Raw genomic sequence first — 12,790 nt, forward strand, 5'->3', positions numbered from 1 at the left:
ATCCGGGGTGCTCTGAATTGCTCCTGAATTTATAGCTGCTTGCGCCCGTCCTTAAAGGGCTAGGGGCTTAAAACCCTTGTAAACGTCGGGCATGACTGTTTCCGGTCGGGCTGGTAACATCTGAGCATGCTTATGAAATCCAACTCGCCCGAATCTGAGCTGGCGGCCACGCTGGTCGCTGTCCCTCCCTCGTCGCCCGCCGCAGGCACAGGATTGGTGTCGTGTCTGGATGCCAGCGACGAAGGCACACCGGTTTCCGTCAAGATTCGTGAACGCCTGGCCGCCGCCAAAAAACGCTTCAACGCCAACGACAACATTGCCGAGTTCATCGAACCGGGCGATCTGGAAAAACTGCTCGACGAGGTCGAGGTCAAGATGCAGGGCGTGCTGGACAGCCTGGTGATCGACACCGAGGGCGACCACAACACCCAGAACACCGCGCGCCGCGTCGCCAAGATGTACCTCAACGAGGTCTTCAGGGGCCGTTATGTGGCCGGCCCCACCATCACCGAGTTTCCCAACGCCGAACACCTGAACGAGCTGATCATCGTCGGCCCCATCACCGTGCGCAGCGCCTGCTCGCACCATTTCTGCCCGGTCATCGGCCAGCTCTGGATCGGTGTGATGCCCAACGAACACACCAACGTCATCGGCCTGTCCAAATACGCACGCCTGGCCGAGTGGATCATGGGCCGGCCGCAAATCCAGGAAGAAGCCGTGGTGCAACTGGCCGACCTGATCCAGGACAAAACCCGGCCCGACGGCCTGGCGATTGTCATGGAGGCCAGCCACTACTGCATGGGCTGGCGCGGTGTGAAAGACCTGGACAGCAAAATGATCAACTCCGTGATGCGTGGTGTCTTCCTCAAGGACCCGAATCTGCGCCGCGAGTTTTTGTCGCTGATCCCGAAAAAGAACAACAACTGAGGACTTCACGATGTTGGTACGCCTTCTCTACGCCAGCCGCTCGGCCCAACCGGGCTCCAGCGATGTCACCGACGCCATCCTGGCGCAGTCGCGCAGCCACAACCCGGCCTGCGGCATCACCGGCATCCTGTGTTACGGCGGCGGCGTTTTCCTGCAGGCCCTGGAAGGCGGGCGCGAGCAGGTCAGCGAGCTGTTTGGCCATATCCAGAAAGACCCGCGCCACACCGACGTGGTCTTGCTGCATTACGAAGAAATCAGCGAGCGCCATTTTGGCGGCTGGTCCATGGGCCAGGTCAACGCCGCCAAGGTCAACACGGCCATCCTGCTGAAATACTCCGAAAAGCCCGAGTTAGACCCTTATGCGGTCTCGGGCAAGATGTCGCTGGCCCTGCTGGAAGACCTGATGGCCAACGCCGCCATCTGCGGAAGAGCTTGAGCCCCCACGCTCCGCCGCTGCGCGGGTCGCTGCCCCCCCAAGGGGGCGCTGCGCCTGCGGGCCGGCAAAGCCGGACCCGCGGCCCCGGCTGGTAAGGAGAAGCTCATGTTGCACTGCCGCCTCAGCGTATCGGTTTAACCGGTGCCGCTTTCCGCTCTTGCCCTCGTCATCCTCGCCGGCCTGATTCACGCCAGCTGGAACATCGCCGCCAAAAAAGCCGGCGGCGACGCGCGTTTCGCCTTGTTCACCAGCCTGATCCTGATGCTGGTCTGGGCGCCGGTCGGCCTCTGGGCCGCCTGGGGCGTGGTGCCCGGCTGGGGCTGGCGCGAATGGATGTTTATCGCTGTCAGCGGCGTTTTGCATGTGTTGTATTACGTGGTCTTGCTGCGCGGCTACCGCAAGGCCGACCTGACCGTGGTCTACCCGCTGGCCCGCGGCTCCGGTCCCTTGTTGTCCTCGATGGTGGCCATCATGCTGCTGGGCGAACAGATTTCTGCGATGGGCCTGGCCGGCATCGCCGGTGTGGTCGGTGGTGTGTTTCTGATCGCCGGCGGCCCCGGCTTGCTGCGCGCCGCGCACGACCCGGAACAGCGCCGCCGTGTACACAAGGGCATGATTTACGGCCTGCTCACCGGGGCCTTTATCGCCAGTTACACCGTGGTCGATGGTTACGCCGTGAAGTTTTTGCTGATGTCGCCCATCCTGCTCGACTACTTCGGCAATTTTGTGCGCCTGGCCTTGCTGGCACCCGTGGCCTTGCGCGACATGCCGGCGGCGCTGCGGCTGTGGCGCCAGCAGTGGAAATATGCGCTGCTGGTCGGCACCATCAGCCCGATTTCGTACGTGCTGGTCTTGTACGCGATGCAGACGGCGCCGCTGTCGCATGTGGCGCCGGCGCGCGAAGTGTCCATGCTGTTTGCGGCGCTGATAGGTGGGCATTTGCTGGGCGAGGGCGACCGCCTGCAGCGCCTGCTGGGCGCGGCCTTGATCGCGGTCGGTGTGATGGCGCTGGCGCTGGGCTAACCTGACCCGCGCGCCATGTCTGCGGTGTTGCCCTTGCTCATTGGTTGCGATTTTTCCAGTGCGCCTACGCGCCGGAAACCGATTGTGCTGGCCAGCGGCAGCTGCAAACACGGGCGCGTTCAGCTGTCCAAACTGGAGCGGATCGAATCGCTGGACGGCTTTGAAGCCTGGCTGCGCCAGCCCGCCGCCTGGCTGGGGGCTTTTGACTTTCCCTTTGGCCTGCCACGCGAACTGGTGACGCAGCTCGGCTGGCCCGAGGCCTGGCCGGCGTTGATGGCGCATTACGCGGGCTTGAGTCGCGCCGAAATCCGGGACACCTTTGCGGCGTTTTGCGATGCACGTCCCGTCGGTGGCAAGTTTGCCCACCGCGCCACCGATGGACCGGCCGGCGCCAGCCCGTCCATGAAATGGGTCAACCCGCCGGTGGCTTATATGCTGCACGCCGGTGTGCCGCGCCTGCTGGCCGCCGGGGTACATTTGCCGGCCTTGCTGGATGGCGACCACTCGCGGGTGGCGCTTGAAGCTTATCCCGGCCTGCTGGCGCGAGAAGTGTTGGGCCAGCGTTCCTACAAAAGTGACGACAAGGCTAAGCAGACACCGGAGCGGCTGATCGCCCGCAAGGACTTGATCACCGCGCTGGAGATGGGCCAGACCCGGCTGGCCTTGCGCCTGAAACTGACACACGCCCAGCGCGACACCTTGGTAGACGACGCCAGCGGCGACAGCCTGGATGCGGTCTTGTGCCTGATGCAGGCGGCCTGGGCGCAAGCCCAGCAGGAGCAGGGCGCTGCCTGTTACGGCTTGCCGGCGACGGTGGATCCGCTCGAAGGCTGGATTGTCAGCGCCTGAGGGGCTGGATGCGGCCATTTATTGATCAAATAGGGCCCTAGCCCATACTCCATATGCGCAAGAAGCTATCAATAAGGTAGCGACTGCCCCGGCGCCTGCCGGCTAACGCTGCGGCATGTCCTTGACCGAATAACCCAGGCTCACCGTGGCGTCCGCGGGAATAGGCGGCACGCTGGCCTCCCAGGTTTGCCAGGCGGCACGCATGGCCTGCAGGCGTTCGGGTTCGCGTTGGGCCAGGTTGGCGCGCTCACGTTCGTCGGCCGGGAGGTTGAACAGGTACTCGTTGCCATCGACCTGCAGGTATTTCCAGTCGCCGTCGCGCAGGGCACGCTGGCCGCGGTGGTTCATGCGCCAGTGCAGCGGCCGGGGAAAGTGGTGGCCAGCCTCGCGCAACACCGGCAGCAGCGAGATGCCGTCCAGTGGGTAGTCGGGGGCGGCGCTCACACCGGCCGCGTCCAGCATGGTGGCCGACCAGTCCATGGTCATGCAATGTTGTTCGCTGAGGCCGCCCGGGGCGATCTGCGCCGGCCAGTGCGCGATCCAGGGCACACGGATGCCGCCTTCGGTCAGGTCCATCTTGCCGCCTACCAGCGGCCAGTTGTCGGAGAAACGTTCGCCGCCGTTGTCGCTGGTGAAGACCACCAGTGTGTTGTCGATCAGGCCGTGTTTGTCCAGCGTCTGCATGAGCTGGCCTATGCCTTCGTCCATGTGGTGGATCATGCGGCGGTAGGTGTGGATGTTGCCGCCGCTCAGGTGGAAGAGGTTGTCCTTGACCTGGGGCGCCAGCGCCGCGTCGTCGCGGGTTTCCCAGGGCCAGTGCGGCGCGGTGTAATGCAGGCTCAGGAAGAAGGGCGTGCCGTCCTGGGCGCCGGGCGCCATGCGTTCCACATAATCGACCGCACGTTGGGAAAGCAGATCGGTCAGGTAGCCGTCTTCCTGTTTTTCTTCTTCGCCGAACCAGAGGTCATGTCGGCCGGACGAGTCGCAATGGCTGAAGTAGTCCACGCCGCCCGACATGGGACCAAAAAATTCCTCGTAGCCGGAGCGTAACGGGCCGAAAGAGGGCGGGTAACCTAAATGCCACTTGCCGATCAGCGCCGTGCGGTAGCCGCTGTCCTTGAGCAGCGAAGGCAGGGTGGGGTGTTCGGGCGGCAGGCCCAACACCGTGCTGCCGCGGCTTTTGCTGTTGATGGGTTCGTCGGCGCCGCCGCGCAGGCGGTACTGGTAACGGCCCGTCATCAGCGCAAAACGGGTGGGCGAACAGACCGGTGAGTTGGCGTAACCCTGGGTGAATTTCAGGCCGTTCGCGGCCAGGCCGTCGAGCACCGGCGACACCGGTGCCCGGCCGCCGTAACAACCGAGGTCGGCATAACCGAGGTCATCGGCGACGATAAAAATGATGTTGGGGCGTTTCATTATTCAACCTTCATGCCGGTGGCGCGGATGGTGCGGCTGTAACGCTCTGACAAATCGGCCAGGCGTTTGCTCGCGGCGCTGCCGGTCAAACCTTCGTGGTGCAAGTCCAGGCCAGCCATACGCGCCTGCATGTCGGGCCGGGCCAGGGCCTCGGCAAAATTGCGCTGCAAGGTTTGCACCACGGCGTCCGGCGTGGCCGCCGGCACCATGGCGATGTACAACACCTCTTGCTCCAGCTCTTTCAGGCCGGCTTCGGCCACGGTGGGTAACTCGGGCGCAAGTTTGGAGCGCTGGCGGCTGGTGACCGCCAGGGCGTTGATCTTGCCGGCCTTCACATAAGGCAACATGCCGGGCGTGGCCAACACGCCGCCGTCCACCTCGCCAGCCAGGATGGCGGTCACGGCCGGGGTATTGCCTTTGTAGGGAATGTGGTTGAGCTTGACCTTGGTGGCTTCGGTGAAAACCTCGACGGCCAGGTGGCCCGGGCTGCCGCTGCCGGCCGAGCTGAAGTTCAGCAGCCGGGTCTTGCCGGCGGCCACCAGTTCGTTCATGGTCTTGACGCCAGTGGCGGGGTGCATGCCCACCAGCAGGCCGGACGAGGCCATGACCATCAGCGGCTTGAAGTCGCTGATCTTGAAGGGCATGGTTTTGTAGATGTGCGGGTTGACCGTGAACGTGGTGTCGATGCCTATCAGCACGGTGTAGCCGTCGGCCGGGCTTTTGGCCACGAGGTCGGTCCCGATGTTGCCGCTGGCGCCGGGTTTGTTGTCGACCACAAAAGGCTGCTTCAAGCTGGTTTGCAAGACGTCGGCGATCGAACGCGCCAGGATGTCCGACGGTCCGCCGGGCGGGAAGCTGTTGATGAACTTCACCGGCTTGTTGGGATACACCGCTTGCGCCTGGACCGGCGCGGCAAACACGGCCAGCAGGCACAGGCTAGCCAGCGCGGTGAAGCGGCGGCGCGATGCAGGCAAAGTCAGGGAAGGGATATTCATGGCATTTCCTGGAGGGGGCTAGGATCAGGGCTGGTAACCAGAGGTCTGCACCACCGGTGCCCATTGCGCACGGAAGGCCTTGAGCATGGCCTGGGTCTGGGCCTGTGTGCTGACCACGGCGGTCATCTTGGCGTCGTTGAATTTGCGCACGGTGTCAGGGTCTTGCATGACTTCGCGGATCGCTTTGGACAACATCTCGACCTTGGCCTTGGGCATGCTGCTGGGGGCGAAGAAGGTGTTCCAGCCCGTGGCCACCAGGTCTATGCCGGCTTCCTTGAAGGTCGGGATGTTGGGTGCATGCGGCGAACGTTCGGCGCTGGAAACCGCCAGGATACGGATCTTGCCGCCTTCGTGTTGCGGCAACACGGTGTCAAAGGTGTCGAAAGCCACGGCCACCTGGCCGCCCATCAAGTCGTTCAGCAGCGGCGCCGAGCCGCGGTAACCCACCACCTGGGCATCCACCCCGGCTTTCTGGCCCACCATCAGACCGAAGAAATGCGGCAGGCTGCCGGTGGCCGGCACGCCGAAGTTGGCCTTGCCGGGGTTGACGCGTAACCAGGCCAGCAGGTGCGACAACTCACGCACGGGAATCGCTGCGCCGACCGCGACTGCGAATTCGTAGTTGTTGACATGCGAGACCGGCACGAAGTCGCGTTCGGCGTCGTAACCGTTGTCCTTGAAGACCAGCGGCGCCACCACCATCACGGCGGGGTTGGCCAGCATCAACACGTTCTGATTCGCGGGTGTGGTCTTGAGCTGCTGCGCCGCGAGCCGGCCGCCGGCGCCGGTTTTGTTGTCCACCAGCACCGGCACACCGAGTTTGGCCTGCAGCTTGTCGGCCACGATGCGGGCGACACGGTCGCTGGAGCCGCCCGGTGCGTAACCGACGACGATGCGCAGCGGGCCGTCCAGCGGCTGGGCCTGGACCGAGAGGGCGGCGGTGGCCACGGCCACTGTCAGGCAGTGCTTGATTGTTTTCAGCATGAACATCTCCTTGGGACCATGGATGGTTGAGCCCGGCTTGCGCCAGCTTGCACCACCATGCTAATCCCCGGACAATTGATTGTTCTAATCAATCATTCTTGGTATTTACCCCTGATGTCCACGCCTTGTCGCCTAGTCCAACCCGCCGCGCTGGACGATGTGTTGCTGTACCGCATCAGCCGCCTGCTGGGTGTGGCTGGCAGCCTGGTGATACGGCTGTGTGAAGGGCGTTTTGGCATCACACGGCGCGAGTGGCGCATCCTGGCTTTGCTGGCCCAGGACGAAGGCCTGCTGTCCTCGCAACTGGCCGAACGTGCGCAACTGGACCGGGCGCGTACCTCCAAGGCCATCACCTCGCTGGTCGGCAAAAAACTGCTGCAGCGCGACACCCGGCCCGGCGACAGACGCCAGGCCATGCTGGCCCTGACGGCGGAAGGCCGTGCGTTGTATGCGGCCTTGTTCCCGCTGGTGGTGGAGATTAACCGCGACCTGCTGGCGGCACTGCCCGGGTCCGGGGTCGAGCAGCTGGACCAGACGCTGGATGCCTTGCAGCAACGTGCCGACCACATGGTGCTGGTCCACACCGAGTTGCCCAAGGCCGACCGGCGCCGCGGTGCCCGCCTGCGCCAGGTGATGGGCTGAGGCCGTGGCCAGGGTCTGGCTTGTTGTTGCTATTGTTCTGATAGCTGCTTGCGCCCGTCCGGTCTGGGCTTGGGCCGGAAAAGTCACTCATATCACGGATGGCGACACGGTGTGGGTGGCGCCCGCGCGAGGCGGCAAACCGGTCAAGATCCGGATTCATGGCATCGACGCGCCCGAGATTTGCCAGGCCGGTGGTGTCGCGGCACGCGCCGCCCTGGCGCACCATGTGTCGGGCCGCACGGTGGGGGTGTCGCCGCGCCGTCGTGACAGTTATGGCCGGACCGTGGCCAGCCTTTATTTGGGCGGCGAAGACATTGCCGGCTGGATGGTCGGCCGGGGCCAGGCCTGGTCGGCTCCCTTCAGCCGGGACGGCGGCCCCTACCAGGCGCTGCAGGTACAGGCGCAAGCCGCACGGCGCGGCCTGTTTGCCGATCCCGCAGCTGTGTCACCGCGGGTGTTTCGCCAGCGCCATGGGCCTTGCCACGCCTGATGTGCGGGGCCGGCCGCCCGTGGCCTGCCGTCCTACAGGAAATTCCGCACAGGCTGACGGCCTGGTGTCAGCCGCCTGCCTATATTGAGAGGGTGCCGGCCATGTCGGCCAGCCGCTGTCATATCCAAAGCCAAAGGAAAAACGCCATGAACAAAGATCAAGTCAAGGGCCGCGTGGACCAGGCGATAGGCAAGGCCAAAGAGGTGGCCGGGCGTGTCGCCGGTAGCGACAAGCTGGCCGTGGAAGGCCTGGGCGAGCAGGTCAAAGGCAAAACCCAGGCGACTTTCGGCGATAGCAAAGAGCAGCTCAAGGACGCCGTCAAAAAAATGATCAACAAGATCTAAGTCGCAGCACGTTTTTCCATCCCTTTTTAGGAGATATCTATGAATTCCCCTCTGACCCCCAGCAGCCGAACAGCCCTGACCGTGGCCTGTTCCATGGCCTTGTTGTTGGCATTGTCTGCCTGCAACAAGCAGGACAGCGGAAAAACCGTCGGCGAAACCGTCGATGCGGGCATGGCTAAAACCGAGCAGGCCGCCAAGGCAGCCAAAGACAAGGCTGCGGCGTCCATGGACAGTGCCGGCAATGCCATGAAAAATGCGACCAAGGAGGCCGAAGCGGCAGGGAGCAAGGCCGCTGGCGCGATGGCTGAAAAAATCGACGACATTGCCATTACCGCCTCGGTCTCCACCAGCCTGGCGAAAGATCCGGACCTGAGCCTCATCAAAATCAATGTGGACACCAAGGACGGCATCGTGACCCTGAATGGCCCGGCACCCACGGCGGCCGCCAAGGACAGGGCGACCGACATCGCCAAACAGGTCAAGGGTGTGACCTCGGTCAACAATCTGTTGGTCATCAAAGCCAGCTGATTCGCCCCTACCCTCGCCACTGGGTGCTACCTGTCCGGGCAGCGCCCAGTGGTTTTTTTATGCCTGTCGTGCGCTGCGCCCAACCCGTCAAGCAACACGTCCGGCGCATAAAAAAGCAGGGCCAGTCGTGTATGACGACGGACCCTGCGGGCAGGCTGGCAGTGATGCCCGCCTGGTTTGGCGACCTGCTGGCTAGATCAAGGGCGAACCACGATGTCGTTACGCACGGCGCGTACGTTCTTGGTGTCGCGTGCCAGGGTTTCCGCCTGGGCTTTTTCCGTGGCCGATTTGGCAAAGCCGGACAACTGCACCGTGCCGTTCAAGGTTTCCACGCTGATGGCAGTGGCGGAAACCGACTTGTCGGACGCAAACTTGGCCTTCACGGCGGTGGTGATGGCGGCGTCATCGATGTAGGCACCTGCCGTCTCCTGGCCACGCCCGACGGCACAACCTGCGCTGATGATGGTGATGCCGGCAAGGGCGGCGAATGCAATGGCGCGAGCGTATTTCATGGTTTCTCCTGGAGGTTTCTGGATTTATGGTGGTGCGGTGAGTTGGACAGCTGGCCGACTGACGGCACCACGCCGGTCGGTTTGCGTAAGGGATATATCGAAGGTCGCCGGGTGGCTGGCCTTCGGCTGGCCAAGACCGTTGGGTCTTGACGGGTCAACGGGAATCGCGATGGCGCGCCGCCGAGAGCAGCCACGCAACAGCCGCACCCACGGTCGCGGCAATCAGCACGGACTTGACGGGTTCATTGGCCACGTAACGTGTGGTGGCGTTCGCATAACGGTGCATGGACTGTTGTGCCCGTTCGCTGGCCTCGGCCGCCATGTCCAGGCTTTGGCGTGCCAGCTTTTGGGCCTGGGTCGCGAGTTTGTCGACCATGGGGTCCACGCTGCCGCGCAACTGGCGCAGTTTGCTTTCCGCCTGGTCCACGGCATGTTCGGCGCCGTTGAGCACCTGGTCGGACAGATGGCGCGTGGTAGACAGGGTTTGCGGGATCGATGGCAGGTCGGGGTTCGTGTGTTTCATGGGAGCATCCTTTGTGGGTAAATCGGGGGTGATCCGCCGGCGGCGCAGCGGGCCGGTGGCAGGGTGGGTGTCAGTTTCTTTTCATCAGGCCGACCACAAAGCTGACGACAGCCATGACCGCAAAAATCACAAACAGGATCTTGGCAATTTCGACGGCGCCGGCAGCGATGCCGCCAAAGCCGAACACGGCGGCTATCAAGGCGATCACCAGGAACACAACGGAATAGTGCAGCATGTCAGTCTCCTTGCGGGATGAGGCCCGGGTTACGGCGCTCGCAATTCAAACACCTGCCGCAAGGTTACGCGGCGGTCATCCATCAGCTCATCGGTGAGGGCCGGTTGCCCTTGTCGGTCAGCGTGGGGACGCGGTGTAGGACGGTGCCGATCCGTGGTCGGCTGCGGGACGTCATGTGTTCACGCGTGTTGCCGCGCGGTGGGTCGCTGCCGTTTTCAGGCTTCAGTTCAAGGCGTCAAAGCGCTTTTGGGCAAGACCGCAAAAATGCGCGCGCCCTGCCCGGGGCTGGAGGTCACCGTCAGCCGGCCTCCGGCCGCTTCCACCCGGTGTCTCATGCCGGTCAGGCCGTGGCTGGTGGGCCGGACCTGCGTGCTGTCGAAACCCTTGCCATCATCCTTGACCTCGACCGTGATGTAGCTGTCAAAGTTATGCAGGCTGACCTCCGCGTGCTGGGCCTCGGCGTATTTGCCCATGTTGGTCAGCGACTCCTGCACCAGCCGGTACACCGTGAGTTGGGCCGAACCGCCCAACTCCACCATTTCAAGATCGGTGGTGATGCTCAGGCCGGAGCGGTCCTCGAACTCGCGCGTCAGGATCTCCAGCGAGGCGACCAGGCCCAGGTGCGAGAGCGAGGACGGCCGCAAGTCTTCCACAATACGGCGCTTCAGCGCGATGCCGCTGTTGAGTGTTTCAACCAGATGCTGCAGGCGTTCGGTGGCTTCGGGCGAAATCACGCCCAGCCGTGACTTGATGCGGGCCACGTCGAGTTTGGCCGCGGTCAACAAGGCGCCCAGTTCATCGTGCAGTTCACGGGCCAGGTGGCCGCGTTCGTCTTCCCGCACCTGTTGCAAGTGGGTGGCCAGCTCGGCCAGTGTGGCGGTGCGGTCCCGCACTTCCTTGTCCAGCTGATCACGCTCGCGCTGCAGAGAGGCCTGCTCGCGCCGGCCGGCATTCAGCAAAGCCCGGGTTTGCCGCAGGTACATGTAAAACGCCAGCAAGCCGGCCAGGGCCATCAGTGCGATGCCCAGGCGCGAGAGTTGCAGCGAACGTGCAATTTGGGCCTGGGCCATGCGCATTTTGAGGTCGCTGGACTGGATCAGTTTGACGATCTGGCTGCGGATGGCATTCATCTGCTCCATGCCCACGTCGGTGGTCAGCACAAACTTCCAGGCTTCCTCGTTGCCCTGTTTGCGCATGCGTACGCTCAAGTCCATTTCCGCCAGCTTGCGTGACACATTGCGCGACAAGGTGCCGAATTCCGCCAGTTCTTCCTGGTAAGGGGTGTAAAGCCGGCGCAGGGTGTCCAGGGTCTGGTTGAGGTCGGATGTGGCCTCGTCGTAGGGCACCAGGTACTTCGGGTCGCCCGTCAGCAGATAACCCCGCTGACCGGTCTCGGCGTCCAGCATGTGTTGCAGCAGCTTGTTGACGGTGCCTCGCGTCTCCTGCGCCTCTTCAATGCTGGTGGCGGCCTGGGTGGAGAGGCGAAAACCGGCTTCATTGATGAAAATCAAAATGGCGGCCGCCAGCACTGCCAGGGGCAGGCTGATCGCCATCTTGGGTATTACAAACCATCGCATCATGATCTCCGCTCGGTTTTATGATCGATTATTCGTGAATAATCGCGATTGAAAACAAAAGCCCGGGATAACACCGGGCTGCGTTGAAGCTGCGTGCCATTTGGCAGCGCCGGCCTTAGAACCAAGGAAATGAAATGATCAAAATCGGCATTGTTGATGACCACGCCATTGTGCGTTCGGGGCTCAAGCAGTTCTTTTCCGACCAGGTCGATTTGCGCGTGGTGGGCGAAGCCGCCAGTGGCCGTGAAGCCATTGACCTGGTGCGCAACGTGGAGCTGGACATCCTGGTCATGGACTTGTCCATGCCCGGCCAGAGCGGCATTGACGCCTTGGCCATGATTCGCGCCAAGGCCCCGGACGTTGGCATCCTGATTCTCAGCGGCTACCCGGAAGAACATTACGCGGTGAACCTGATTCGCCAGGGCGCCAGCGGCTATCTGAACAAAGAGTGCGAGCCGATGGAGATCGTCAATGCGATTCGCGTGATTTCGCTGGGCAAACGTTACATCACGCCGGCTGTGGCCGAACTGCTGGCGCAGCAACTGAATCGTAAAAATGATGCAACTCCCCATGAGCAACTTTCCGAGCGTGAGTTTCAGGTGTTCCTGAAACTGGCCAAAGGTGAAACCGCTGGTGACATCGCCAAAGCCTTGTCCCTGAGCGTGAAAACGGTCAGCACCTATCGGACCCGCGTGATGGAGAAAATGAGCCTCTCGTCCAACAGCGATCTGACGTATTACGCGCTGAAGAACAAGTTGATCGACTGATCAATGGGCTGCGCCGAGTAACTTGTATTGCGCAATGCAATAGTCAATCAGCGCATCGATTTCATTGGATTTGTCGAACACGGCGTCCACGCCGAGCTGGACACAGCGCTTGCGGATGTCCAGCGTCGCGTAATTACTCAACACAATCACTTTTTGATGGGCTTGGCGGTTGCGACAGGCTTCCAGCACGCCCAAGCCGCTGCCTTGTTTCAGGAACAGGTCCACGATGGCCAGATCCCAGGGATGGTCTTTATCCTTGAGCCATGCCTTGGCCTCGTTTTCCGTTTCCGCCGTGCCCACTGCATCAATGTTGGCAAGTTCTTCAAGCGTGGCTATGAGATTGTCACGGATCGTGGCGTTGTCTTCGACGATATAAGTTTTGAGTCCCACTGATCTTCAATCGAAAGGCTGAATACGGACTTCAGCCGCTTTAGGAGCGGTTGTGACGGTTGTTGCTTGGTTAAATACGCTTGTTAACTAATGTATCTACGACGGCGAACAGATTTTGACAGGGCGAGGGTGGCTTGAACGTAGGACGTCTC

17 protein-coding genes are annotated in these 12,790 nt (G+C 62.5%); 9 read left to right on the top strand and 8 right to left on the bottom strand.

The window, feature by feature from the left end:
* The first annotated feature begins 126 nt into the window (after nucleotides 1-126).
* The 4 genes from folE to R6254_RS15105 all read left to right on the top strand — a co-directional run bounded on the left by folE (nucleotide 127) and on the right by R6254_RS15105 (nucleotide 3,235).
* Nucleotides 127-927, top strand: a complete 801-nt coding sequence (folE, locus tag R6254_RS15090) for a GTP cyclohydrolase I (RefSeq protein ID WP_412103180.1) — start codon at nucleotides 127-129, stop codon at nucleotides 925-927.
* A gap of 10 nt (nucleotides 928-937) precedes the next feature.
* The gene (locus tag R6254_RS15095) at nucleotides 938-1,363 is read left to right on the top strand and encodes a BLUF domain-containing protein (RefSeq protein ID WP_318407995.1); all 426 of its coding nucleotides are present in this window, start codon (nucleotides 938-940) and stop codon (nucleotides 1,361-1,363) included.
* 141 nt (nucleotides 1,364-1,504) lie between these two features.
* Complete coding sequence (locus R6254_RS15100) at nucleotides 1,505-2,386, top strand: DMT family transporter (RefSeq protein ID WP_318407996.1); 882 nt, start codon at nucleotides 1,505-1,507, stop codon at nucleotides 2,384-2,386.
* 15 nt (nucleotides 2,387-2,401) lie between these two features.
* Nucleotides 2,402-3,235 carry a DUF429 domain-containing protein gene (locus R6254_RS15105; RefSeq protein WP_318407997.1) on the top strand — a complete coding sequence of 278 codons (834 nt, stop codon included), beginning with the start codon at nucleotides 2,402-2,404 and terminating at the stop codon, nucleotides 3,233-3,235.
* A 102-nt stretch (nucleotides 3,236-3,337) separates the two neighbouring features.
* Here R6254_RS15105 and R6254_RS15110 read toward each other — a convergent pair whose 3' ends face one another.
* From R6254_RS15110 to R6254_RS15120, 3 genes are read right to left on the bottom strand one after another with little or no spacing between them, the layout of a single operon-like run.
* Entirely contained in the window at nucleotides 3,338-4,651 is a 1,314-nt protein-coding gene (locus R6254_RS15110; protein ID WP_318407999.1) for a sulfatase family protein, read from the bottom strand.
* Nucleotides 4,651-5,646, bottom strand: a complete 996-nt coding sequence (locus R6254_RS15115) for a Bug family tripartite tricarboxylate transporter substrate binding protein (protein WP_318408001.1) — start codon at nucleotides 5,644-5,646, stop codon at nucleotides 4,651-4,653. The genes R6254_RS15110 and R6254_RS15115 overlap by 1 nt, the downstream gene beginning before the upstream one ends.
* A gap of 24 nt (nucleotides 5,647-5,670) precedes the next feature.
* The gene (locus tag R6254_RS15120; RefSeq protein WP_318408002.1) at nucleotides 5,671-6,630 is read right to left on the bottom strand and encodes a Bug family tripartite tricarboxylate transporter substrate binding protein; all 960 of its coding nucleotides are present in this window, start codon (nucleotides 6,628-6,630) and stop codon (nucleotides 5,671-5,673) included.
* A 114-nt stretch (nucleotides 6,631-6,744) separates the two neighbouring features.
* On the opposite strand from R6254_RS15120, the gene R6254_RS15125 reads away from it, so the two are divergent.
* From R6254_RS15125 to R6254_RS15140, 4 genes are all read left to right on the top strand, one after another.
* The gene (locus R6254_RS15125) at nucleotides 6,745-7,272 is read left to right on the top strand and encodes a MarR family winged helix-turn-helix transcriptional regulator (RefSeq protein ID WP_318408003.1); all 528 of its coding nucleotides are present in this window, start codon (nucleotides 6,745-6,747) and stop codon (nucleotides 7,270-7,272) included.
* Between the two features lie 109 nt (nucleotides 7,273-7,381).
* Nucleotides 7,382-7,762: a thermonuclease family protein gene (locus tag R6254_RS15130; protein ID WP_318408004.1), complete on the top strand. Its 381-nt coding sequence runs from the start codon at nucleotides 7,382-7,384 to the stop codon at nucleotides 7,760-7,762.
* 146 nt (nucleotides 7,763-7,908) lie between these two features.
* Nucleotides 7,909-8,106, top strand: coding sequence for a CsbD family protein (locus R6254_RS15135; protein ID WP_318408005.1), 198 nt, complete (start codon nucleotides 7,909-7,911; stop codon nucleotides 8,104-8,106).
* 39 nt (nucleotides 8,107-8,145) lie between these two features.
* The gene (locus tag R6254_RS15140) at nucleotides 8,146-8,634 is read left to right on the top strand and encodes a BON domain-containing protein (protein WP_318408007.1); all 489 of its coding nucleotides are present in this window, start codon (nucleotides 8,146-8,148) and stop codon (nucleotides 8,632-8,634) included.
* Between the two features lie 197 nt (nucleotides 8,635-8,831).
* Here R6254_RS15140 and R6254_RS15145 read toward each other — a convergent pair whose 3' ends face one another.
* The 4 genes from R6254_RS15145 to R6254_RS15160 form a co-directional block, all read right to left on the bottom strand.
* Nucleotides 8,832-9,146: a BON domain-containing protein gene (locus R6254_RS15145; protein WP_318408009.1), complete on the bottom strand. Its 315-nt coding sequence runs from the start codon at nucleotides 9,144-9,146 to the stop codon at nucleotides 8,832-8,834.
* Nucleotides 9,147-9,300: 154 nt separating this feature from the next.
* The gene (locus R6254_RS15150) at nucleotides 9,301-9,669 is read right to left on the bottom strand and encodes an ElaB/YgaM/YqjD family protein (protein ID WP_318408011.1); all 369 of its coding nucleotides are present in this window, start codon (nucleotides 9,667-9,669) and stop codon (nucleotides 9,301-9,303) included.
* A 70-nt stretch (nucleotides 9,670-9,739) separates the two neighbouring features.
* Nucleotides 9,740-9,904, bottom strand: coding sequence for a DUF1328 domain-containing protein (locus R6254_RS15155; RefSeq protein ID WP_318408012.1), 165 nt, complete (start codon nucleotides 9,902-9,904; stop codon nucleotides 9,740-9,742).
* Between the two features lie 227 nt (nucleotides 9,905-10,131).
* Nucleotides 10,132-11,481, bottom strand: a complete 1,350-nt coding sequence (locus R6254_RS15160; protein ID WP_318408014.1) for a sensor histidine kinase — start codon at nucleotides 11,479-11,481, stop codon at nucleotides 10,132-10,134.
* A gap of 134 nt (nucleotides 11,482-11,615) precedes the next feature.
* Here R6254_RS15160 and R6254_RS15165 point away from each other — a divergent pair, with 134 nt between their 5' ends.
* Complete coding sequence (locus R6254_RS15165) at nucleotides 11,616-12,248, top strand: response regulator transcription factor (protein ID WP_318408016.1); 633 nt, start codon at nucleotides 11,616-11,618, stop codon at nucleotides 12,246-12,248.
* Here R6254_RS15165 and R6254_RS15170 read toward each other — a convergent pair whose 3' ends face one another.
* Nucleotides 12,249-12,638: a response regulator gene (locus R6254_RS15170; protein WP_318408017.1), complete on the bottom strand. Its 390-nt coding sequence runs from the start codon at nucleotides 12,636-12,638 to the stop codon at nucleotides 12,249-12,251. It abuts the gene before it with no gap.
* Between the last annotated feature and the right edge of the window lie 152 nt (nucleotides 12,639-12,790).

The organism is Polaromonas potterensis, from assembly GCF_033446725.1.
In the GTDB taxonomy this organism is placed as follows: domain Bacteria; phylum Pseudomonadota; class Gammaproteobacteria; order Burkholderiales; family Burkholderiaceae_C; genus Polaromonas.